Below are 20,383 nucleotides of genomic sequence, written 5' to 3' on the forward strand. Positions count from 1 at the left end.
CCCTGGCCCAATAGTCTGGGAGATCATGGTCAGACCTCAGTTCCGTGACGGCTGTTCGAGCGTCGTCATGGCGTGTGCAGTTCGGCTGATGGCGGGGGCACGGCCGCCGCACACACCTGCTGACCTTAAAGACTAGGGTTTACGTATGATTCGTGCCGTAATCGTGGACGTGGATGACACCTTGTGTCTCACGCAGGCCGCATCGTTCGGCTTAGAAAATGAAGTCCTCGCGGAGATGGGCAGGCCTCCCATGCCGCTGGACCTGCACATGGCGACCTGGGGCGAGCCCTTGCTCGACGCCATGCTCAAGCGATCGCCGGGCCTGGACCTGACACGCTTCGCGCCGATCTACCAGGCCACACTGGAACGCTATGTCGTGGAAGGTCGCCTCGATGTCATCCCCGACGAGAATTTGCGCGCACTCGACGAGCTCGTCCTGGCCGGCCGAGTGCTGTACCTCTTGACGTCGCGGACCGAGGAGGAGGTTCGGCACATGCTTGATCCGGACCACGTCCTCGCCGAGCGGGTCGGCGGCGTCTTCCACGCCGGCAACACGCGTTTTCGTAAGCCCGATCCACGGGCCTTCGACGAACTGCTGGCGACGACCGGATTTGCGCCGAGCGAGTGCGTGTACGTGGGTGACTCGCCAGGCGACGCAATGGCCGCCGGCGGTGCCGGCCTGCATTTCGTCGGTTGCCTGCAAAGCAAGGTGCGGGCACCGGATGACTTCGACCCTCGCTACGTCGATACTTTCATCGATGTCTTCCCCGACATCGTCGACGCCGTCCACGGACTTGAGCACGGAAAACCGCTCCAAAACAGTATGGTGCGTAACTCCAGAACCCGTGAACCTGGGCATGTGGCTGAAACCCATCGAAAACTCGACGCTGCTCAGCCATTCCCACGTCACGACCCGATGCTCGATGCCAGCGGCGTCGGCAGCGATCGGGAACAGGCGACGCGGCCGTAGCCCGCTCGATCGACTGTTAGATCCCCGAGCAGCCCGCGCCGACCAGCTCAGCCACTCCGGCCCGCGCAGCGCGGGACAGCCCCGGGGAAAGGTCCCGCTACGAGGGTGTGTTGCCTGTCGCAGCGGGTAAGGCAGGCAACACACTGGTACCCAGGTTCCGGAGAGATCGACATGACCCGCGCTGCCGCGATCGAGCTGCCGTCCGACCAGACGATGCCCGCACTCGGCCAGGGAACCTGGTACCTGGGCGAGCGCCCCGCGGGGCGGCGCGACGAAATAGCGGCCCTACGCGCCGGGCTCGACCTGGGCATGACCATGGTCGACACTGCGGAGATGTACGGTGACGGCGCTTCCGAGGAACTCGTCGGCGAGGCGATCATCGGACGACGCACCGACGTCTTTCTGGTCGACAAGGTGCTGCCGTCCAACGCCAGCCGACGGGGAACAGTGCAGTCCTGCCGCCGCAGCCTGCAACGACTCGGCGTCGACCACATCGACCTCTACCTGCTGCACTGGCGCGGCACGCATCCACTCACGGAGACGATCGAGGCGTTCGCCGAACTCGTCGACGCCGGTGACATCGGGCAGTGGGGCGTCAGCAACTTCGACCTTTCCGACATGACGGAGCTACTCGAGGCGGGCGGGAACTCCTGCGCGACCAATCAGATCCTCTACAACCTCACCCGCCGTGGTCCGGAGTACGACCTACTGCCGTGGCTACGGGAACACCGAATTCCGGTGATGGCGTACTCGCCGATCGAGCAGGGTCGACTGCTCGGCCACCCCCAGGTCGCGGAGGTCGCCGCCCGGCACCGGGCCACGCCCGCTCAGGTGGCACTGGCCTGGCTGCTGGGGCAGGAGATGGTCGCGGCCATCCCCCGATCGTCCAAGCCTGAACACACCCGGGAGAACGCGGACGCGCGCAATCTGCATCTGACCGAAGAGGACGTTGCGGCACTCGACACGGCGTTCCCGCCGCCGGTCGGCCCGCAACCGCTGGAGATGTTGTAGCGTCACCGACCGTTTCGGCGGACGGCACCGGTCGAGGTCGACGCCGTCCGCTCGACGATCCGCCGGTGCAGGGCGAATGAGCGGGCGGGCTGACGGTGGTGGTTGTGGCGGTCGTGCACTTTCCGGGGATCGCCCGGGCCAACCCGACGGCTCTCGCCATGGCCGGGTCAGCATCGGCAGGCCGATCCCCACGGGAAGCGTCGGACAGGCCGTTCGCATCCTCGACAGCGCGTTGACGCGCCTACCAGCCGACGACGCCCCGGTCGAGCAGGTAGAGGTTCCAGGTCGTCGACAGCTGCGGTAAACAGCTGGTCCAACTCGCCCAGGAACTGCGGCATCTCCCCCGAGGAGAGTTCCAGAGTTCCGTACGGGTCGACTCGGTCAAGCATCGACGTCGACCCGCAGTGCTGTACACGCTCGACAGCCTGCGCCAACCGACCCGAGTTGTGCATCGTCCTCGGCAGATGCGGCAAGGACTTCACAAGCCCGGGCGGTCAACATCGGCGCCGTACCGCGCAACCATGGTGCGGACGGCTTCGTCCACAACCGCGGTCATGCGGGCAGGGGTCACCGTCCAGTCGGGAAGCACCAGACTCGGCCAGAATAGGTAGTTGGAGATCATCCCGAGGAACTGCGTTGCGGCCATCTCCGGATCAGCGATGTCTGCGGCTCCCGAGTCGCGCTCGGTTGAAAGGTAGATCCGGACGGACTCGAAGTACGGCAGTTTGCCTTGTGAGAAATGTGCCTTGGCCAGTTCGGGAAAGCGTGGCAGTTCGGCGATGACGATACGGAACAGGTCAGTCATCTCCGGCTGGCTCAACAGCGCCGCGTAGCGCCGTCCGAGAACCGTCAGGCCGGCCGTCAGATCGCCAGCGGGCGGGACGTCGGCGACGTCGTTCTTGGCCCACGAGTCGATGACGATGGCGTCGAATAATGCTGCCTTTGTCGGAAACTGCTTGAACAGCGTCGCTTTCGAGACACCAGCGCTGTCGGCAACACGCGCCAGCGATGCCCGGTCGTAGCCCAACTCGAGGAAAAGCTCAGTAGCGGCTTGCACGATGAGCGCGCGCTTCTCCTCCGCCACGCGCTGGTGATAGGCCGACGGCGCTGGGGTCATGCACCCATGATAGCGAGGTGAGTGGGTTGACTCACCACGCCGGGCGGCGTACCTTCGGTGTGGTGAGTCGCGCGACTCACCACCCGGTTCTACGGGTTGTCGCCTCTCGCACTCGGAGGATCGAATGTCCCGCTTCGCCAACCAGACCGTTCTCGTGACCGGCGGCACCGGCGGGCAGGGAGCCAGCCACGTTCGCGCCCTGCATGCCGAAGGCGCCAACGTCGTCATCGGGGACATCAATGCCGAGCGTGGCGCCGGCCTCGCTGCTGAGCTGGGAGACGGGGCACATTACGTCGGCCTCGACGTCTCCCGGGAGGAGTCGTGGGCCGCCGCCATCGCCGAAACCGAGACGACCTTCGGTGCGCTCACGGTCCTGGTCAACAACGCCGGGGTGCAGAACCCGCCGGCCCTCATCGAGTCCACCGACCGGGCTACGTGGGGTCGCATCCTCGACATCAATCTCACCGGCGCCTTCCTCGGCATCAAGGCGGCCGCACCGGCGCTGCGGCGGGCAGGTGGAGGGGTAATCGTCAACATCGCCTCCACCATGAGCCTCGGCGGTACTGCCTTCTACGCGCCCTATGTCGCCAGCAAGTGGGCGATTCGAGGGCTCACTCAAACCGCTGCCCTCGAGTTGGGTCGTGACAACATCCGCGTCAATGTCATCCACCCCGGCGTTGTCGCCACCCCGTTCATCACCGAGCCAGCGGCTGGCAGCGACGCCCCGATCGCCGACTTCTACTCGCCCGAGCCGTTCGCCGTCCCGCGACTCGGGCAGCCCGCCGACATCACTGCGCTGCTGCTGTTCCTCACCTCGCCGCACGCGGCCTTCATCACCGGCGCCGAGTATGTCATCGACGGGGGACTGCTTCTCGGCCCCGCCTTGCAGAAGGAAGCCGCATGAACCCCGCAGACCAGCATGGTGAGCGCCGCGCGCTTGACCCGCTGGCGCACCTGCCGCACGAGATCAGGCGCGCCATCGAGATCACACCCGCGGCCGGAACCCGCGAACGAATCGTGGACATCACCACCACTGGGCGGCGTACCGGACGACCCCGGCGCATTGAGATCTTCTTCTATCGCGCCAACGGCGCGACCTATCTTTGCAGCGGAGCGGGCGGCGGCGCGACCGGCTGGTACGCAAACTTACGAGCGAATCCCGCTTTCACCTTCCACCTCAAGAACGGCACTAGAGCAGACCTGCCGGCACACGCAACAAAGGTCACCGATCCGACCGAACGGGCTGCAGTGATCGCAGCCATCGTCGACGACCTCAACCAACCCCACGACCCCGGCACCATCAGGCCGACCCGACTAGACGACTGGGCCGGCAGCAGGCTGATGCGAATCGCCTTCGACTGAGCCGCCTCATGCTGTGAGACCGACTGCCATCGACAGTTCCGGACATCCACCGCCTGGGAAGCGTGGTCACCAAGCGTGACTGCTTCGGCTGTGCGGGCGGCGCGCACGGTCGGCGGCAGATCCGGATGTCCGATGCAGCCTGCGTTCGACTCGGCCGGGCCGATTTCTGGCATGGGCTGGAGCTGGCGCAGTGCCAACCGACCTTGCCTGTCAGCGTTGGAGCTTTCCTTCACAGGTAGGTGGCCACATGCTTTGATTCGTCGCCGAGACCGAGTGCCTGCTGCTCGCTTCGCGAGTGGCGGCGGCGGCGGCGAGGCCGTGGGTTACGGGGTCGGCGCGTGCTCGTCAAGGCCGGCATGCAGGCGCCTGACGACGGTGGCCGAGAGGACGAGGATCGGGCCGGGTTCGAGCCGGGACGAGATGCATAAAGGATTCATATAAAAGTGCTATGCTTCGGCCATGAGCCGTCAAGACGCCGGTCGTGGCACTTCCACTGAGATCGGGTCAGCCCTCTACGGGTTGGCCACCAGGGCCGTGAGACGTCTTCCACGTGACATGAGCATCACATCCGCGGCCACCCTGGCCACCCTGGATCGGACCGGCCCGCGACGGATCACCGACCTCGCCGTGATCGAAGGTGTCACCCAGCCCGCGATGACTGTCCTGGTTCGGGTGATGGAGGAGTCCGGGCTGGTCGAGCGGAGAGGCGACCCGTCCGACAAGCGGGTCACGCTGGTGTGTCTGACCGAGGCGGGCGCGTCCTATGTTCGGGCGCGCCGCCAGGCGGGCGTCGACGCGTTCGCGCAATTGATCGACGAACTCACCAGGGAAGAAGTCAAAGCCTTGAAGGCGGCCCTCCCAGCGCTGCTGCATCTGGCCGAGCTCGAAGACCAGGATCGCGAAGGGGCAAAGCAGTGACCCTCTCAGAGCATTCCAAGGCGCGCCTACTGGTCCCCTCCCTGATGTTCATAGCACTGGTCGTCGCGGCGGTCGGCAGTCTGGGAACGCCGCTCATCACCAGCGTGGCCACCACGTTGCACGTCTCGCTCGACAGTGCGCAGTGGACGTTGACCATCGCGCTGCTGAGCGGCGCCGTCGCTACGCCTGTCCTCGGCCGGCTCGGCGCCGGACCACACCGGCGGACCACGATTCTCGCCACGCTGGCGGTCGTGGTTGCCGGCAGCACGCTCACCGTGCTGCCGCTGCCATTCGCCTGGCTGCTTGCCGGCAGGGCCGCCCAGGGCGTCGGGCTCGGATTGACGGCGCTGATGATGGGCGTAGCACGTGACCATCTTCCCGAGGGGCGCAGCGCGGCTGCGATCGCCCTGATCTCGGTGGTCTCGATCATCGGGGCTGGCGTAGGTTACCCGCTCGCCGGGCTGCTCGCCGAACTCGGCGGTGTACGAGCGGCCTACAGCCTCGGCCTGTTCGTCACCGCTGCCGCATTCCTGGCCGCGTGGCGCTCTATCCCCAAAGCTCCCGAAGGCCGCTCCGCTCACGTGAATGTTGCGGCCGCGATCGTCCTAGCGGGGGGACTGTTCCTCGTCCTGTTCCTGGCAAGCCAGAGGAGCCTGTGGAGCCATCACCTCCGCGTGACAGTGGTCCTCGCCATCGGCGCTCTGCTCTTGCTCTGCATCTGGGTCGCCTCCGAGTTGCGCAGCAAGACGCCGCTGGTCGATGTCCGGGCCGTACGGCACCCAGCAGTCGCCGGGGCGAATGTCGCCATGTTCGTCGGCGGGGGCGGCATGTACCTGCTGCTCACCCTCATTACCCGGTACGCGCAGACACCGAACAGCGTCGGCTACGGATTCGGGCTGACCACCTTTGCCGCCGGGCTGGTCCTCGTCCCGTTCTCCGTGCTGGGCTTCATCGCCGGCAAGCTCACGCCCCGAGTCCGCCAACGGGTCGACGCCCCCCTGCTCCTGGCCGGCAGCGCTGTCGTCGTCGGCGGCGGGTTCGTCCTGTTCGCGGTCGAACGGTCGAACCTAGCCGAACTACTCACGGCCATGGGCGTGCTCGGCTTCGGCGTCGGCAGCTTCTCGGCTGCCATGCCCGGCGTCATCCTGGCCGTCACCCCTAAGAGCGAAACATCAAGCGCCATGAGCTTCAACTACGTCGTCCGCAGCGTCGGGTACTCCCTAGGCAGCGCTCTAGGCGGCCTGATCCTGGCCGCCGGCACCGATAGCGGCCAGCTTTTCCCCAACGACGGCGCCTACACCACGGCAGCACTGATCGGCATCGCCGCGATGGCAATCACGGCGGTGACCAGCCTGACGCTCGCCCGCCACCGCCAGCCCGAGATCAACCAGGGCACCGAACCAGCGTCAGTCAAGTCGATCCGAGCACCGCAAGAGAGGCAAGCCGAACAAGAACTCCACAGCCAGCTACGCCGAGTCGGCAAGCCCGTCGCCTGAGGCGGTTGCGCACTCCCACGCACGCGTCGCCGACTCTCCGCTCGACACGGCAACGACCGTACGCAAATGTTTAGTTGGATAGCACGCACCGTAAGCAAAGGAACCGAACATGCACAAGTTGGTGGTCCTGTATCCCGAGCCCGCCGATCCCGACCACTTCCGCGACTACTACGTGACCCACCACCTCCCGCTGGTCAGACTCATGCCCGGCCTGCTCGCATGGCGCTACAGCTTCGACGTGGCAGCGACGCAGGGACAGGCGCCGTACTTCGCGGTCTTCGAAGCCGAGTTCGCTGACGCTGCGGCAATGACCGCGTCGAGGTCGTCTCCGGAAGGCCGGCAGGTGGCCGCCGATGTCGCCAACTACGCCACCGGCGGTGCGGTCGTCATCCACTACGCAGTGCAGGAGGGCACCGGCTGAGCCACGGGCCGTGACGCCCTGTGCATCGAGTGGGAGATCCACCTTGACCGATAGGCCGATCATCTGCTTATGTTGATGACATGAGTAAACCCTCCGCGTCGATGCGCGAACCCACGTACTTCATCCTCGCCGCGTTGCAGGACGAACCGCTGCACGGCTACGCCATCGTCAAGCGCGCGCAGGAGCTGTCCGACGGGCGGGTGCGGTTGACGACCGGCACGCTGTACGCCGCGCTGGACCGGCTCACCGGTGAGGAGATGGTGCAGGTGGCCAAGGAGACGGTGGTCAACGGCCGCGCCCGCCGTACGTACGAGCTGACCGGGCGCGGGTTGTCCGCGCTACACGAGGAGGCAGCCCGGATGGTTGCCGCGGCGCGGGTGGTTCGGGACCGTGGCGTACGGTCGACGGCTGCGACGATTCGGACGGTGCCGGCATGACCGGCGCGGAACGCCGCTACCGGTGGTTACTACGCGCCTATCCTCGGGCCTATCGGCGGTACCGCGCCGACGAGATGATGGAAACGCTGCTGGGCACAAGCGAGACGGACCGGAGGCACCCCGACCTTCGGGAGTGCCTGGCACTCGTGGTCGGAGGTCTCCGGGTCCGCTCCGGCGTAGCCCGGCTCGGCTCACGGGAAGCCCTGCGATCCTCCGCGCTGCGACTGACCGCACTGTCCCTGCTCGTGTGCGGTGTTGCCCTTACGGCCCTGCCCCTCATGTGGCGCTTATGGCTGCTGCTGCCGGGAAATTCATCCGGCCTCGAGTATGGGCGGAGCAGCCTGTTCACGCCCGCATGGTTGCTCCTCGCGTTGGTCACTGCGGCATGGGCTCGCTACCGTCTCGCACTCGTCATAACCCTGTACGCCTTGGGCGCTGAGGTCTGGCACTTCGGATCGGACAGTGTGTGGTACTCGGCAGAGTATTGGACGGGGTTCGACGCGGTGCCAGGGCTTCGGACAGGCATGCTGCTCGCCTCGCAACTGTCTACGTGGACGTGCCTGCTGGCCGTCCTGACGATGGTGCCACTGCTTCGAGAGCGCCACGCACGGGTGACACGGCCATGGACCTGGCTTGTCGGTGCGGCAGTGACGATTGCTGTCATGGCACCCAATCCGTTCAATGGCTGGGACGACCATCTCACCCTGCCGGTCATCCTGGCGGTCGGGTTGGTGGCGGCTCTCGTGGGAGCGGCACTCGATGTGCGGATATCGATCGCGGCCAGCGTGGTCCTCTCGGCGCTGATCCTGCCGATGCTGGCATATCATCTGTCGACTCAGACGCTGTACGATTCGTACCCGGCACCGCGCCCACTGTTCCTCGGAGCTATCCTCGTGGCTCTTGCGATGAACATTGCGGTCAGCACGGTGGCCGCCCGTCGGCAAGTCAGCCTCTGAGACGAGTGGTCGCCCCGCACGGATCCCGGGTTTTCTACTCGCTGAGCTCGATCACGGAATACGCCTTGTCCAGTCGGCCGCTGGCCAGATCCTCGTGGCGGATCACAAAACTCCCGTAATAGAACTCGTCGTCCACGGGAAAGCGGGCGAGCGACACCCACTCACTCGTCAGCCGGTGCTTTTCCTCCTCCACATGGGAATACCATTTCGCCACCGGGATGGCGATCTCGCCGGCCTTCTCGCGCCCCGCGAGGGTCTGCTCCGCAATGCTCGTGATCACCTCGTCGTCGACATACCCGCCGAGGTAGGCGCTGGCGAGCCCTTCGTCAGGGGGCCACAGATCGTGGGCCAGCGCGCGGAGATCGTCCAGGTGCGGCACGTCACGCTCCAGGTCACGGGCGAGTTGCTGCTGGAAGGGCGACAGGTCGTCCTCGTCCTCGTCGTGGTTCGTCGCGAACCAGTCGGGGAACTCCGCGAGAAGCGAGGCGCTCACGTCCCACTGCTGACCGATGAACTCGGGGTTGAGGGGTTCTGCGACCGCGGTGTCGGTGCCGGCCGGTACGTACACGACTCGCGCGTACCCCTGGTCCCCGGTGCCACCGGCCAGGTAGTCGTTCTCGTGGTCCAAGAAGAACAGCAGCGCGCCGTCCGCCGGCAGGCCGGAGCCGTCGACCCTCGGCAGCGCCGCACAGTCGACGGAGAAGATGAACGGCAACTGGCCGGCCCGACCCGACGGCCAGTCCTCGTCCACCGGCAGCCGGGGCAGCCCACCGAACTGTCCGACCAGGACACCGCCGGAGCCACCGCTCAACCGGATCGACAACCGGAGGTACTTGCCGAACCCGCTGATCTCGTCGTCCGGGACGCCCAACGCGAGCGCCGCACCACGAAACTGCCCCTGATAATCCATGGATCAGCATGGTGCCACGAACGCACCGACGATACGGCGAGCCCGGCGATCGGGCGGCCGGGCGGCCCACGGCCAGCACACGCCGTTGTCGCCATCGCCGTCGTGATGGGGTACGCGAACATCGGCACAAGGTGGCTTGCTGATCGACAACAGGGGCGCTGCGGAGTCCCTGTTCGCCGCGCGCTTTCGGTTCAGGTGTGTCGCAGTGCATCCCGTTGGCGCTCATAGTCGGTGACCGTCGGGACGACAGGGAGCATGAGCAGTAGGACCAGATACACCACGGCGAGCAGTCCACCGGTGAGCAGGGTCAGCAGGAGCACGACGGTTCGTACCCAGTCGACGCGGAACCCGCCGTACGCCGCGATGCCGAGGCAGACGCCGCCGAACCATTTGCCCTCGTTGATCCGGCACCAGAACCGGCCACGTGATCCCCGATCGGCGGAAGGCGGCGAGGGGCGTGCTGGGCTCACCGGCCCGAGCTCAGCCAGGATCGCTGCCATCTGGGCACCGGTCACCGAGTCGTCGTCCGAGCGCGTAAGGGTGCTCAACCGGTCGCCGATCGCGGATTCGAGATCTCGGACGATCTCGTCGGCGTCCGGGTCGGAGCGCAGCGCGCGTCGCGCATCATCGAGATACTCCCGCAGGGCGTCGCGTGCTTCGCGGGTGGCTGGGATGGCCGCGACATGCCCGGTGAGGCGGATGGATATCGGCTCGTCCATCGGGTCATCGTCCAATCGCGTTGATCATGTGGGTCAGCTCGTTCCAGTAATCGCGGAACGCGGCGAGCTGACCTCTGCCGGTATCCGTGAGGGAGAAGTACTTCCGGGGCGGTCCTGACGGCGACTCACGCCACTCGTGATGTACAAGCCCGTCCCGCCGGAGCTTGCTCAGCAGGGGATACAGCGTGCCCTCCTGGGCGGGGAAGCCTGCCTCCTTTAGCGCGGCGAGGATCTCTGCCGCGTACCGCTGCTGGGACTCGACGGCAGCTAGTACGAGTGGTTCGAGCAGGCCGCGCCGCAACGCAACGAGCTTCGGATCGGTCTGCATGCCACTACCTTGTCACAGCAAGGTACCTATCGCAAATGTCGGCGCGCGGGCTCCGGTCCCCGCTGCGCGGGTGAGTTTTGCCTGGGATCGGCAGCCGCCACGAGACCGACTACCGACCCGACCGCACAGGTCGAGGGCTGGCCACACCAGGCCCTCACGTCCGCCGGGGCAGCATCGGCGGGTACACCGCGTAGGTATTCGGGGGCGTGCCACGATCGATCCTCGGCGGTTCCCGATGCCGGGCACCACTGGACGCCGAACACCGTACGTGACGGTTTGCCTCTACCTGAACGCTCGGTCGGCGGCAGATCCGGATACTTTGAGCACCGAGCTACGCCATATCGATAGCGGCGCCATCGGGTTCTCGCTACGGTGCTCGCCGCGAGAAGGCCGAGACCGACGGGGGTGCGAATGACGCTGGCAATCAAGGGTTCTCGGAAGATCACGGTGGACGGCGCGATCTACCGCTGGTCGGTTCGGCGCAGACCAACCTACTGTCAAGCCCTCGGCTGGTCACCGCTGACCTTCGCTGTCGAGCGTGCGGAGCAGCCAGGAGCCCTGATGGTGACATCGCTGCCTTGCGCTCACCCCGGCAACTGGCTCGGATTACCGAGCCAGCCGGTGTTGCCCGGCACGGTGGCTGTAAGTGTCCGCCGGGCCCTGGCTGCCGGTTGGCAGCCCTCCCGCCCGGGGCCGGCCTTCGAGCTGCTCCTGCCCGACTCGTCGTACGGGCGCTGACAGCCGCGCCGTTGGGCGCTGTGCGAATCGCGGCAGATGAGTGATCCGCGTGCTATGTAGCAGCCTTGGCGCCCCGCCAGCGGGTGGCCCGTAACGTGGGCTGCGCATGTCTTACGGCCAACGGGCCCTGGCTAAGCGTGTGAGAGCTGGGTGACTGCCCCCATTGGTGTTCGTCAGCGGATATCCGTGTTGCTTCGTACGGACGTTCCATCGACGTGCGGTGCATCCATCGCTACAGTGCGGGCATGAGCCAGGAGGCGGCGGCCCAAGCGTTCCGAGTCCGTACCAAGACGCGGCGCAAGCCTCCCAACGTTCTGGAGTTCAAGACGGTTGATGTCAAGATCGGAAGAAAGGTCTTCAAGTCGGCAACCGTCTTGACGGTTTTCGACGAAGACACAGGCCAGATCCGACGACGCCAGATGATTGTGCAGACCTACGGTCGAAGCCTCAATGGTCCTGGCTTCAGTTTCGAGGACAAGCCGGAACATCGGTGGTACTGCGACGATAGAGAGATAGATGCCGTCAGAGAGCTGCTGAATGATGCATTCCCCGCCTCAGGTGTATACCAGTTCCCGGCGCACGACTCGGCCGTGCAGCAACTGATTGCGGAGCTAGATGAGGGCCGTGTCGATGCAGATGCCGTCCATCGTGTCGTCACGGCGATCTGCAACGCTCCCGACTTGGCGGAAGCGCTCGCGCGGATGGATGAAGCGGGTGTTCTAGCAGACGTCATCGAACGCAACCGCCAACTCCAGGGCCTCCGCAGATGGCGCGAGGTCGTGGAAGACCCCGCAAGTACCGAGCCCGACATTCAGAAGGTGTTGGACAAGGAATGGTGGGTTTTCGGGGGCCGCTACATCAAGTCGGACGTCCGCCGGCAACTTGTGCCGGGAGATGAGCTGGACCTACTTTTGGTCCGGTCGGATGGATCTCTGCACGTAGTCGAAATTAAGCAGGCGAACATCCCCAAGCTAGTCAGGGAGCACCGTAGCCACTACCGAGTCGGCAACGAAGTCCATGAGGCGGTCTCGCAGGCGGCCAACTACCTGCGGAGCCTGGATGAGCAACGTGACTTTATCCTCAACCGCTTCAAGGTCGACCCACGCCGGGCGTCGGCAACAGTAGTTATCGGCCACCCAATGTTCGTTGATGCCAGGATCCCGCAGGACGTCATTAACGAGACGATCCGAACTTACAACAGCCACTTGTCTCGCATCGAGGTCATGACGTTCGCAGACCTGATCGAGGGGGCTGAAGGGTCGTTCATGCTCACGGATGCGGAGGGCCTTAGCGACGGAGAGCGGGACGTGGAAGCGTACTGGCCGGAGCCAGAGGAAGACCCGTGGCCGGAACCAGCGTCGTACCGCGATTCTTGGGACGACCCACCGTTCTAGCGTGCTGGTCCGCTTGAAGGTCACCCATGAGCATGGCCTGCTCGATTAGGTTCGGCGCGGATCGCGGCAGATACGGATGCCAGGAGGTACGTTTCTCGGCAGCGTAGAGGCGCGAGGAGAGATTGATTAGGGCCGCCGCGTTCGCAGGCACGGGAAGCTACGTTCGGTCGTTCCCGACGGGCCATATCGCTCACGAGTCTGGCGCCTCGGACCTATCACCCCGTCTCGTCGGTGCGCCGGATGACAGGCTTAGCTACGAGTTTGGGTGGTCGCCAGTCCACGCGGCTACCTCGCCAGAAGCGGTCGCAATCGGCTTCGAGCTCGGACTTGAGCTCGTCAAGATGGGCGTAGAAGGCTTGCTCAGCCTGGCTGAGGCCTTTGCCCTTCATCTGCTCCCTCAAGTCATCGAGTCTCTTCTGGATTTGCCGCAGAGCGATGCCGGCGGCCGCACTAAACCCGCGCTGGAATCCTTCGTCACCGTGGTCGCTCATCGTCTCTTGAACTGAGTCGCGGACGGCGTCCATGACGAACTGGCCTGCTTTCCGAATCCGCCCTGCACGCGCCTCCGTACACACGAACCCGATCCGGGTCAGTACGCGTTGCGCTTCCATGGTTGTGAACGTTGTGCGCTCCCATCCAGTGACGTGCCCGAGGACCTGCTTGGGCGGGAACATCTGCCCGTTGACCTCGACCATGTGCTTCTGAATCAGTTCAGGATCCTCACCCATCATGCGGGCCTCCACCTCCTGCTTCGTGAGGTCGAAGTCCCGGCCACCTACCTTCATCTGCCCCCTTTCGATCGTTTACAGTAACTTACTGTAAGTTACAGTAGCGAACTTACGTTCTAGCCGTTCACTTGTCAAGCAAGCCAGGGCGTCGGATCGGCTCCTGGGCGGTGGCCGCCGAGGGGCCGCGTGAGGCAGTCGTGAGGCAGTAGGGCGCCAAACTCCGCACAACCCGGCAAAGCCGTGAGCGGCTGATCATGTTCCGGAGGCCATGTAGGCGGCGAGGATGTAGTTGAGGTGGCGGTCGAGGTTCTTGCGGGCGCGGTCGTAGCGCATGGTGGTTCTCGGGTCGGCGTGGCGGGCGGCGATCTGCACGTCGCGGAGGCTGACGCCGGCGTCGAGCATGGTCGTCACGAAGGTGTGGCGCAGCATGTGGGGGTGAATTCTCGGCATCCGGATGCCCGCTGTGTGGGCGAGGTGCTTGGGTCGGCGGGTGGCGGCGTGTCGGTCCATCCGCCGACCGTGGGTGTTGCGCAGGATCGGCCCGGCGGTGCGGTCGTCGACGGCCCGGTCGATAGCTCGGGCCACTGCAGGTGGCAGTGGGACGAGGACGACCTTGCCGCCCTTGCCGCGCACGCGTAGGACCCGGTGGCCGTGTTCCTCGCCCAGGTCGGCGATGTTCGACCCGCAGGCCTCGAATATCCGCAGCCCGAGCAGGCCCAAGAGCGCGACCAGGGCGAAGTCGTTCGGGTTCGAGGACTTCCGGGCGGTCGTAATCAGCGCCTCGAACTGCAGGTGCCCCAATCCGAGGGTCGGCGACTCGGCCGACACGGTGGGCCGGCGGACGTAGTCGGCCGGCGAGTGCTCCAGGATCGAGTCGATAACGCAGACCCGGTAGAAGCCCACCACGACCGACAGCCGGCGGGAGACGGTCGAGGGCTGGTACCGGCGGATGTCTTGCAGCCATCGCACGTACCGCTCGATATCCACCCGCACCGCAGCCAGCGGGTTTAGGTCGTGGTCGGCGCACCAGCGCAGGAAAACGCGTAGGTCGGAATCGGTGTGCACGCGAGTCTGTCCGCGGTAACGGCCCAGGAAGGCCGACACCGCAGCGCGCACAACGAGTTGATCGGCCAGCAGGACAGGGGAAGCGGAAGCAGGAGAGGTGGTCATACATCACCGTGCGTCACCATCGGCGATGAACACCAGCCCACCTAAAGCGGCAGATCCGGACGGCGGGGTGAGTGGCGTCGCGCCCGATGACCACCGGCTTTGCCCTACGGGGCCGCCGCATTCGCTGGGCCGCCTTCGGCAGGCCGGTGGGATGATGCGCGGTTCGTGTCAGTCGCGGCGTCGGGGTGCGGGTGGGTGACCGCGGTTCGGGTCGTGTTTTCGGAGGGAGCCCTCGCTTTCGTTGGCGAGTCGTTGTAGCAGCCATTCGGTTGCGGCGTGCACCTCGGTAGCGGCATTGAGCGGGGTCTCGATCGGTGTACTGGTGTGGGCGTCGACCTGGTGGCCGCCGCAGCCGGTGGGGTCGGAGTCACAGCTGAGGGAGATCGTGGTGTGCACCTGCCATGGCGGTCCGGGGCGGTGGTACGGCATGCTGCCCGCTGGGGCGCACAGGACGTCCACCCAGATCTGATTCGATCCCCCTTCGCCCGCCAGTATCGTGACCGGGAACTCCGGTTCGGGCCCGAGCCGCTGGTAGCGGAAGCGGTTCAGGGGGACGCCCCAGAGCTGGGCGTCGGATCGTGCACCCAGCTGCTGCCCGACCCGGAAGAGGGTTTCGTCGGCGGACTGCAGAAGCTGACGAACACGGTCGTGTTCCGTCCGATCTGCGAGGGCGGGGAACAGCCAATCGACCTTGCCTAGCGGCAGCGGAATGTCCCGAGAGGTCACGGCTCAGTCTGTGTTGCCGAACCATGCTACGTCCACCCGTTACCTGTGCGCCGCTGCGCACGGCCGGCGGCATGAGCGGATATCACTCGGCGGGCGGCGTCGCTGGGATCGCTTGATCGGCCAGCCGTCGCAGCCTTCTGACCTCATCGATCAACTCGCGGTCGGAGGGCGCACTGAGAATCGCGAGGCCACCGGGACCGGGCTCCCGCTGCGCCAGCCGAAGCGCCACAGTTAGCCATGCGCGGAGATCGGCGAGTTCGCGAGCTGGGTCTGTCACGCCTTGATCGTGCCACGAACGATCGGTGTCTCCTGTGCACCCGGTCGGCGGCTGATCAGTACGCCCTGATCTGGATCGAGGTTGGCCTCGTGGGTCAGATTGCGAATGCGGTGACAGCGCTGTTTTTGTAACAGACCGGGCGGGGTCGGCGTCAGGTCTACTGTGCGGTGAATCGATGCGCCACGTCTGTGCTGCCGGAGTTGGAGTCCGGCCTATCACGTCGGCGACCTGGCCGAAGGTGGACTATTGCGATGGTCCGAGGACGGGTTTTGGAGCGGTGTCGGGACAGTCCGATGGCAGCTACGTCTGTCATGCCTTGGCCGTGCCTGCTGGCCCGGGGTCGGTGGCGGGTGCAGGCCGGGGCGGGCAGAGCACGGCCACGGCGATCGCTGCTGTTATCGCCGCCCCGGCGGGGTAGGCCATGGCGCCAAACTCGTCGGTGGGCACCAGGCCACGCCAGAACGGCGAGTCAGGCACGGCCGTACCGGACAGTGTGCCCAGGTATTGCAGACTGCCGAGCAGCCAGGCGGGGATCAGCAAGACGAGACCGCCGATGGCGGTGGTGGCCGCGAGAAAAGCTGCCAACGGACGGTGCTCGAGACGGCGGCTGGCCCAGCCGGCTAGCAGCCATCCAGCCAGCGTGCCGAGCAGGCCGACGGCGAGCGTCGAACCGGTGAGCCAGCGTAGTTCTGCCCGGTAGATCGAGACCCTAAGCCCGCCTTCCGCGTGCGCTGGGTCGAAGTAGTCCTCGAACGACAGCACGAGTGCGTCGTTGCGTGCGGTCAATGCCTGCGAGTTGTTTTGCCGGGCGCCGGTTTCGATGTCGGTCGGGCTGGTCGAGTAGGTGTCGGTGACGGTCCAGCCGGCCGCCTCCAGGCGTTGCTGCAGGCCGGCTAGATACCCGTCGACGTCCTCGGTCGCAAGCGTTCGATCGGTGCTGTAGCTGACCCACGCCGCATCGGTCTCACCACCGATGGTACGAAAGGGGCCGTCCGACCTTCCGTACCATCGTGCCGATAAGCCTGGGGTGAGCATCTCGGCGAGCTGAGTCCACGCCGCGCCGCTTGGTAGCGCCGGCGCCGCCTCCCAACCAATACGGTTCGCCAGCGACGCGCTCAGAAAGCCGGAGAAGACTGAGGCGAAGATAGCCAGCACGACCACGCCCTTGCTGAGTGGGCGACCGAGTCGGGCCCGCATGCCTTGCCGAAGCAGGTTGAGCGTCTCAATAGGGCCGGGCCGGACGTGTCCGGCCTCGGCAGCCATGAGCAGCGTGTCTGCCAGTTCTCCGCGACGTGAGCCCTTCGGGTAGACGCGCAGCAGCAGGCGATATGGGGTGGCGAGGCGGCGGCTCATGCGAACGCCGGGCCAGGCCGCGAGGCGTTCAGCAGTCGCGATGCGGTGCTCGCGTTGCGGGCCAGTCGCGCTGTCTCCTCAGCGAGTGCCGCCGCGCCGCCGCCGGTGAGGCGGTAGTAGCGCCGAGGACGCCCTTCAACGGTCTCCTCTCTGTCGATCGCGACCAGTCCTTGGGCGGCTAACCGGTCCAGCGCCGCGTAGAGGGTGCCGGCCTGCAACCTGACCTGGCCTTCGGAAAGTAACTCGGCCGCCTGCATCACGCCGTACCCGTGCCGTGGTTGATCGACCAGCGCGGTCAGGATCCAGAACGTCGGTTCTCGCATGGCCTTCGACATGGCCGCCAATATAAAGATTATCTGACTATGGTGCAACGGCACTGGTGCCGCGCCGGCCGGGGCGCTTACATCGCCCGCTTGCAGTCCCGAGCCACGCCCCGCGACCGGCAGACCCGAACAAGCCACACGAGCGCTCTCCGGTGGCCGGAGGGAGCACGAACGGCCACTGCATCGCCGGGGCAACCCCGCTATCGCAACGTCCCGAACAGCGCACCCATCTCGACATGTCCGGACGTCATCGCAGCTGGCCACGTTGAGGTGGACGGCTACCGAAGGCGACAGAAGCGCCGGCACCGGTGCGTACGACCTGCGACAGGGATGTGTAGGTGGTCAAGCTGTGTCGGCGTCTTGCGCCAGCCATTGACGGATGGCTGAGAAGTCCGCTTCGGTCAGGCCGGTGTACGGGTCGACGCGGTGCAGTAGCGCCCGCGCCGGGTGGTGGGCCGCGACCCATTGCCGGTCGGCATCGGTCGTCTCGTCGTCAAGCCAGACGAATGATCGTCCTGCTGCCCACTGGGTCAGGAACACGGTCTTCCAGTGCAGGCCGCGTCCCGGATCCTGGTCGCCGTCCGGCCAATCGACCACCGGCAGGTCCGGAAGCCCGAGCCGTGGCGAGACGACCTCGTTCGCATCCGCCATCCACGTCGTTGCCCAGACCAGCTCGCATCTCAGGGCCAGCAGCCTGCGACCGTCGTTCGGGTCGAGCCGATCGAGCAAAGGGTTGCCGGTCCTGTCCGGCGGCTGCGTGACGGCACTGCTCAAGGAGCCGCTCCGGCCAGAGGGCCGGGCTTTGAACGGGATCAGTGGTCCGTCTACATCGAGGAAGATCATGGGGCGGTGGGTCAGGTCGGGCGTCACGCTCGAACCGTATCGTGGGGCCGATCCTGGCTGGGCCGGGTACGTGGGGTCCTTGTCGGCGCGGCCGGACGTCGATCCGCACCCGCTGCCCACCGTGTGCCACGCTCGCTCGTCGGCACGACCGGACGTCCTCACAGCCGTACCGCTGCTGACGATCACCAAGTGATGGGCCGCTCCGGGCTCGGCGCGCCCGGTCGGCGGCAGTTGTGCGCATGCGATCAAGCGAGAGTGGGTTGGCCAGGCCGACGAGCGCTGGGGAGAATGCCGGCGCAGGGGCGATGCGAACGGGGACGCGTTCGCCCCCTTCATCTGAGTGCCGGGCGTGAGGCCTGGCAGCGGGGCCCGCACGAGGTGGGTACGGTCGGCACCCGGCCCGGAGTGCGGCCGGGCTGACCCCGGCATCCACCGATCGGTTGATCGGCGGATCCGTGGCATCCCCTGCCAGCCGCGGCCGCGTGGTCGATTCGGCGGCGGACTGCGAACGGCACGCTTCCGATATGGCAATCATCGAGGTGGACAGCCTCGTCAAGCGCTACGGCGACCACACCGCGGTGAACGGGGTCAGCTTCGCCGTCGAACCGGGCGAGATCTTCGGCATCCTGGGTCCCAACGGGGCCGGCAAGACCACGACCGTCGAGTGCGTCGAGGGGTTGCGCACCCCGGACGGCGGGGCCATCCGGGTCTGCGGCATCGACCCGCGACGCGACACCGGGGAGCTGCGGCAGCTGCTCGGCGCGCAGCTCCAGGAGAGCGAGTTGCCCGACAAGCTCAAGGTCGGCGAGGCGATGGAGCTGTACAGCTCCTTCTACCGCAAGCCGGCCGACTGGCGGGAGCTGGTCGACACCCTGAACCTCACCGACAAGCTCGACACCCAGTTCCGCCGGCTGTCCGGCGGGCAGAAGCAGCGGTTGTCGATCGCGCTCGCGCTGGTGGGCAACCCGAGGGTGGCGGTGCTCGACGAGCTCACCACCGGACTCGACCCGCAGGCGCGGCGCGACGCGTGGGACCTCATCGAGGGCATCCGCGACCGGGGCGTCACGATCGTGCTGGTCACGCACTTCATGGAGGAGGCGGAACGGCTCTGCGACCGGCTCGCGGTGATCGACGCCGGCCGCCTCGTCGCGCTCGACTCCCCGGCCGGGCTGGTCGCGAGGGTCGACGACCGGCAGCGGATCCGGTTCCGGCCGTCCGCACCGCTGGACCACGCCGTACTGGCCGCGTTGCCCGAGGTCACCTCGGTCGAGCGGGCCGGCAGCCAGCTCGTGGTGACCGGCACGGGAAACCTGCTGCTCGCCGTGACCACCGTGCTCGCCCGCAACCAGGTCACCGCAGCCGACCTGCGGGTCGAGCAGACCTCGCTGGACGACGCGTTCGTCGCGCTCACCGGCCGCCCCATCGACGCCTGAGGAGACCATCGTGTCCGCACTGGCCCGGCTCACCGCCACCGAGACCAAGCTCTTCTTCCGCGAGCCGATGATCGTGTTCTTCGCGCTCGGGTTCCCGCCGATCCTGCTCGTCATCCTCGGTACGATCCCGGCGTTCCGGGAGCCCGACGAGACCCTCGGCGGTCTGCGGGCCATCGACCTGTACGCGCCGATCATCGTCGCCATGGGCGTCGCCCTGTTCGCGCTCAACGCCCTGTGCCAGCTGTTCGCCACCTACCGGGAGAAGGGCGTGCTGCGACGCATGCGGACCACCCCGGTCAAGCCGAGGGTCATGCTCGGCGCGCAACTGCTGATGGCCACGATCCTGTCCGTGGCGACGATGCTGGTCGTGCTCGCCGTCGGCCGACTGGCGTTCGACGTGCGGCTGCCCCGGCAGCTGCCGGCCTACCTGCTGGGCTACGTGCTGGCCGCACTGGCGATGTTCGCGATCGGTCTGCTCGTCGCCTCGCTCGCGCCGACCGGCAAGAGCGCCGGCGCGATCGGGACCCTGCTGTTCTTTCCGGTCGTGTTCTTCGCCGGCCTGTGGGTACCCCGCGACAGCATGAACGACGTGCTGCGGACGATCAGCGATTTCACCCCGCTCGGCGCCGGCGTGCAATCATTGCAGGACGCCGCCGCTGGTCACTGGCCGCAACTGCTGCACGTGGCCGTCATGCTGGGGTGGACGATCGTGGCCGGTGGGCTGGCCGCGCGGCACTTCCGCTGGGAGTAGGT

General features: G+C 66.5%; 22 protein-coding genes and 1 pseudogene. 13 read left to right on the top strand and 10 right to left on the bottom strand.

What is annotated here, in order from left to right:
- The first annotated feature begins 145 nt into the window (after positions 1–145).
- From AB0J90_RS01900 to AB0J90_RS01910, 3 genes and pseudogenes are all read left to right on the top strand, one after another.
- Positions 146–970, top strand: coding sequence for an HAD hydrolase-like protein (locus tag AB0J90_RS01900; RefSeq protein ID WP_363591128.1), 825 nt, complete (start codon positions 146–148; stop codon positions 968–970).
- 171 nt (positions 971–1,141) lie between these two features.
- On the top strand, positions 1,142–1,981 hold the full coding sequence (locus AB0J90_RS01905; protein ID WP_363591130.1) for an aldo/keto reductase: 840 nt from the start codon (positions 1,142–1,144) through the stop codon (positions 1,979–1,981).
- 193 nt (positions 1,982–2,174) lie between these two features.
- Positions 2,175–2,261, top strand: a pseudogene (locus AB0J90_RS01910) (VOC family protein); the annotation flags it as partial.
- A 198-nt stretch (positions 2,262–2,459) separates the two neighbouring features.
- On the opposite strand, the gene AB0J90_RS01915 reads toward AB0J90_RS01910, so the two are convergent.
- Entirely contained in the window at positions 2,460–3,098 is a 639-nt protein-coding gene (locus AB0J90_RS01915) for a TetR/AcrR family transcriptional regulator (RefSeq protein ID WP_363591132.1), read from the bottom strand.
- Between the two features lie 124 nt (positions 3,099–3,222).
- Here AB0J90_RS01915 and AB0J90_RS01920 point away from each other — a divergent pair, with 124 nt between their 5' ends.
- The 7 genes from AB0J90_RS01920 to AB0J90_RS01950 all read left to right on the top strand — a co-directional run bounded on the left by AB0J90_RS01920 (position 3,223) and on the right by AB0J90_RS01950 (position 8,688).
- Positions 3,223–4,002, top strand: a complete 780-nt coding sequence (locus AB0J90_RS01920) for an SDR family oxidoreductase (RefSeq protein WP_363591134.1) — start codon at positions 3,223–3,225, stop codon at positions 4,000–4,002.
- Positions 3,999–4,460 carry a nitroreductase/quinone reductase family protein gene (locus AB0J90_RS01925; RefSeq protein WP_363591136.1) on the top strand — a complete coding sequence of 154 codons (462 nt, stop codon included), beginning with the start codon at positions 3,999–4,001 and terminating at the stop codon, positions 4,458–4,460. The genes AB0J90_RS01920 and AB0J90_RS01925 overlap by 4 nt, the downstream gene beginning before the upstream one ends.
- Before the next feature lie 555 nt (positions 4,461–5,015).
- Positions 5,016–5,378, top strand: coding sequence for a MarR family transcriptional regulator (locus tag AB0J90_RS01930; RefSeq protein ID WP_363591138.1), 363 nt, complete (start codon positions 5,016–5,018; stop codon positions 5,376–5,378).
- Positions 5,375–6,874: an MFS transporter gene (locus AB0J90_RS01935; protein WP_363591140.1), complete on the top strand. Its 1,500-nt coding sequence runs from the start codon at positions 5,375–5,377 to the stop codon at positions 6,872–6,874. Before AB0J90_RS01930 ends, AB0J90_RS01935 begins: the two co-directional genes overlap by 4 nt.
- Before the next feature lie 109 nt (positions 6,875–6,983).
- A complete protein-coding gene (locus tag AB0J90_RS01940) occupies positions 6,984–7,295 on the top strand; it encodes an EthD family reductase (RefSeq protein WP_363591142.1) in 312 nt (103 codons plus the stop codon).
- A gap of 80 nt (positions 7,296–7,375) precedes the next feature.
- Positions 7,376–7,732 carry a PadR family transcriptional regulator gene (locus AB0J90_RS01945; protein ID WP_363591144.1) on the top strand — a complete coding sequence of 119 codons (357 nt, stop codon included), beginning with the start codon at positions 7,376–7,378 and terminating at the stop codon, positions 7,730–7,732.
- Entirely contained in the window at positions 7,729–8,688 is a 960-nt protein-coding gene (locus AB0J90_RS01950; protein WP_363591146.1) for a hypothetical protein, read from the top strand. Before AB0J90_RS01945 ends, AB0J90_RS01950 begins: the two co-directional genes overlap by 4 nt.
- A gap of 34 nt (positions 8,689–8,722) precedes the next feature.
- Here AB0J90_RS01950 and AB0J90_RS01955 read toward each other — a convergent pair whose 3' ends face one another.
- The 3 genes from AB0J90_RS01955 to AB0J90_RS01965 all read right to left on the bottom strand — a co-directional run bounded on the left by AB0J90_RS01955 (position 8,723) and on the right by AB0J90_RS01965 (position 10,645).
- On the bottom strand, positions 8,723–9,598 hold the full coding sequence (locus AB0J90_RS01955) for a DUF1963 domain-containing protein (RefSeq protein WP_363591148.1): 876 nt from the start codon (positions 9,596–9,598) through the stop codon (positions 8,723–8,725).
- 191 nt (positions 9,599–9,789) lie between these two features.
- Positions 9,790–10,317, bottom strand: a complete 528-nt coding sequence (locus AB0J90_RS01960) for a PspC domain-containing protein (RefSeq protein ID WP_363591150.1) — start codon at positions 10,315–10,317, stop codon at positions 9,790–9,792.
- Positions 10,318–10,321: 4 nt separating this feature from the next.
- Entirely contained in the window at positions 10,322–10,645 is a 324-nt protein-coding gene (locus tag AB0J90_RS01965; protein WP_363591152.1) for a PadR family transcriptional regulator, read from the bottom strand.
- Positions 10,646–11,628: 983 nt separating this feature from the next.
- On the opposite strand from AB0J90_RS01965, the gene AB0J90_RS01970 reads away from it, so the two are divergent.
- Positions 11,629–12,777 (top strand): Shedu anti-phage system protein SduA domain-containing protein, encoded by a 1,149-nt coding sequence (locus tag AB0J90_RS01970; RefSeq protein ID WP_363591154.1) that lies wholly within the window; start codon positions 11,629–11,631, stop codon positions 12,775–12,777.
- Positions 12,778–12,992: 215 nt separating this feature from the next.
- On the opposite strand, the gene AB0J90_RS01975 is transcribed toward AB0J90_RS01970, so the two are convergent.
- The 6 genes from AB0J90_RS01975 to AB0J90_RS02000 all read right to left on the bottom strand — a co-directional run bounded on the left by AB0J90_RS01975 (position 12,993) and on the right by AB0J90_RS02000 (position 18,197).
- Positions 12,993–13,562 (bottom strand): hypothetical protein, encoded by a 570-nt coding sequence (locus tag AB0J90_RS01975; protein ID WP_363591156.1) that lies wholly within the window; start codon positions 13,560–13,562, stop codon positions 12,993–12,995.
- Positions 13,563–13,757: 195 nt separating this feature from the next.
- The gene (locus AB0J90_RS01980; protein WP_363591158.1) at positions 13,758–14,474 is read right to left on the bottom strand and encodes a tyrosine-type recombinase/integrase; all 717 of its coding nucleotides are present in this window, start codon (positions 14,472–14,474) and stop codon (positions 13,758–13,760) included.
- 369 nt (positions 14,475–14,843) lie between these two features.
- Positions 14,844–15,401, bottom strand: a complete 558-nt coding sequence (locus tag AB0J90_RS01985; protein ID WP_363591160.1) for a hypothetical protein — start codon at positions 15,399–15,401, stop codon at positions 14,844–14,846.
- Positions 15,402–15,987: 586 nt separating this feature from the next.
- The gene (locus AB0J90_RS01990; protein WP_363591162.1) at positions 15,988–17,031 is read right to left on the bottom strand and encodes a hypothetical protein; all 1,044 of its coding nucleotides are present in this window, start codon (positions 17,029–17,031) and stop codon (positions 15,988–15,990) included.
- Complete coding sequence (locus tag AB0J90_RS01995; RefSeq protein WP_363591164.1) at positions 17,028–17,366, bottom strand: PadR family transcriptional regulator; 339 nt, start codon at positions 17,364–17,366, stop codon at positions 17,028–17,030. The genes AB0J90_RS01990 and AB0J90_RS01995 overlap by 4 nt, the downstream gene beginning before the upstream one ends.
- Before the next feature lie 330 nt (positions 17,367–17,696).
- Positions 17,697–18,197, bottom strand: a complete 501-nt coding sequence (locus AB0J90_RS02000) for an HAD domain-containing protein (RefSeq protein WP_363591391.1) — start codon at positions 18,195–18,197, stop codon at positions 17,697–17,699.
- Positions 18,198–18,721: 524 nt separating this feature from the next.
- Here AB0J90_RS02000 and AB0J90_RS02005 point away from each other — a divergent pair.
- Complete coding sequence (locus AB0J90_RS02005) at positions 18,722–19,630, top strand: ABC transporter ATP-binding protein (protein WP_363591166.1); 909 nt, start codon at positions 18,722–18,724, stop codon at positions 19,628–19,630.
- 10 nt (positions 19,631–19,640) lie between these two features.
- A complete protein-coding gene (locus AB0J90_RS02010; RefSeq protein WP_363591168.1) occupies positions 19,641–20,381 on the top strand; it encodes an ABC transporter permease in 741 nt (246 codons plus the stop codon).
- The last annotated feature ends 2 nt before the right edge of the window (positions 20,382–20,383 follow it).

It is taken from the genome of Micromonospora sp. NPDC049523 (assembly GCF_040676775.1).
In the GTDB taxonomy this organism is placed as follows: Bacteria; Actinomycetota; Actinomycetes; order Mycobacteriales; family Micromonosporaceae; genus Micromonospora_G.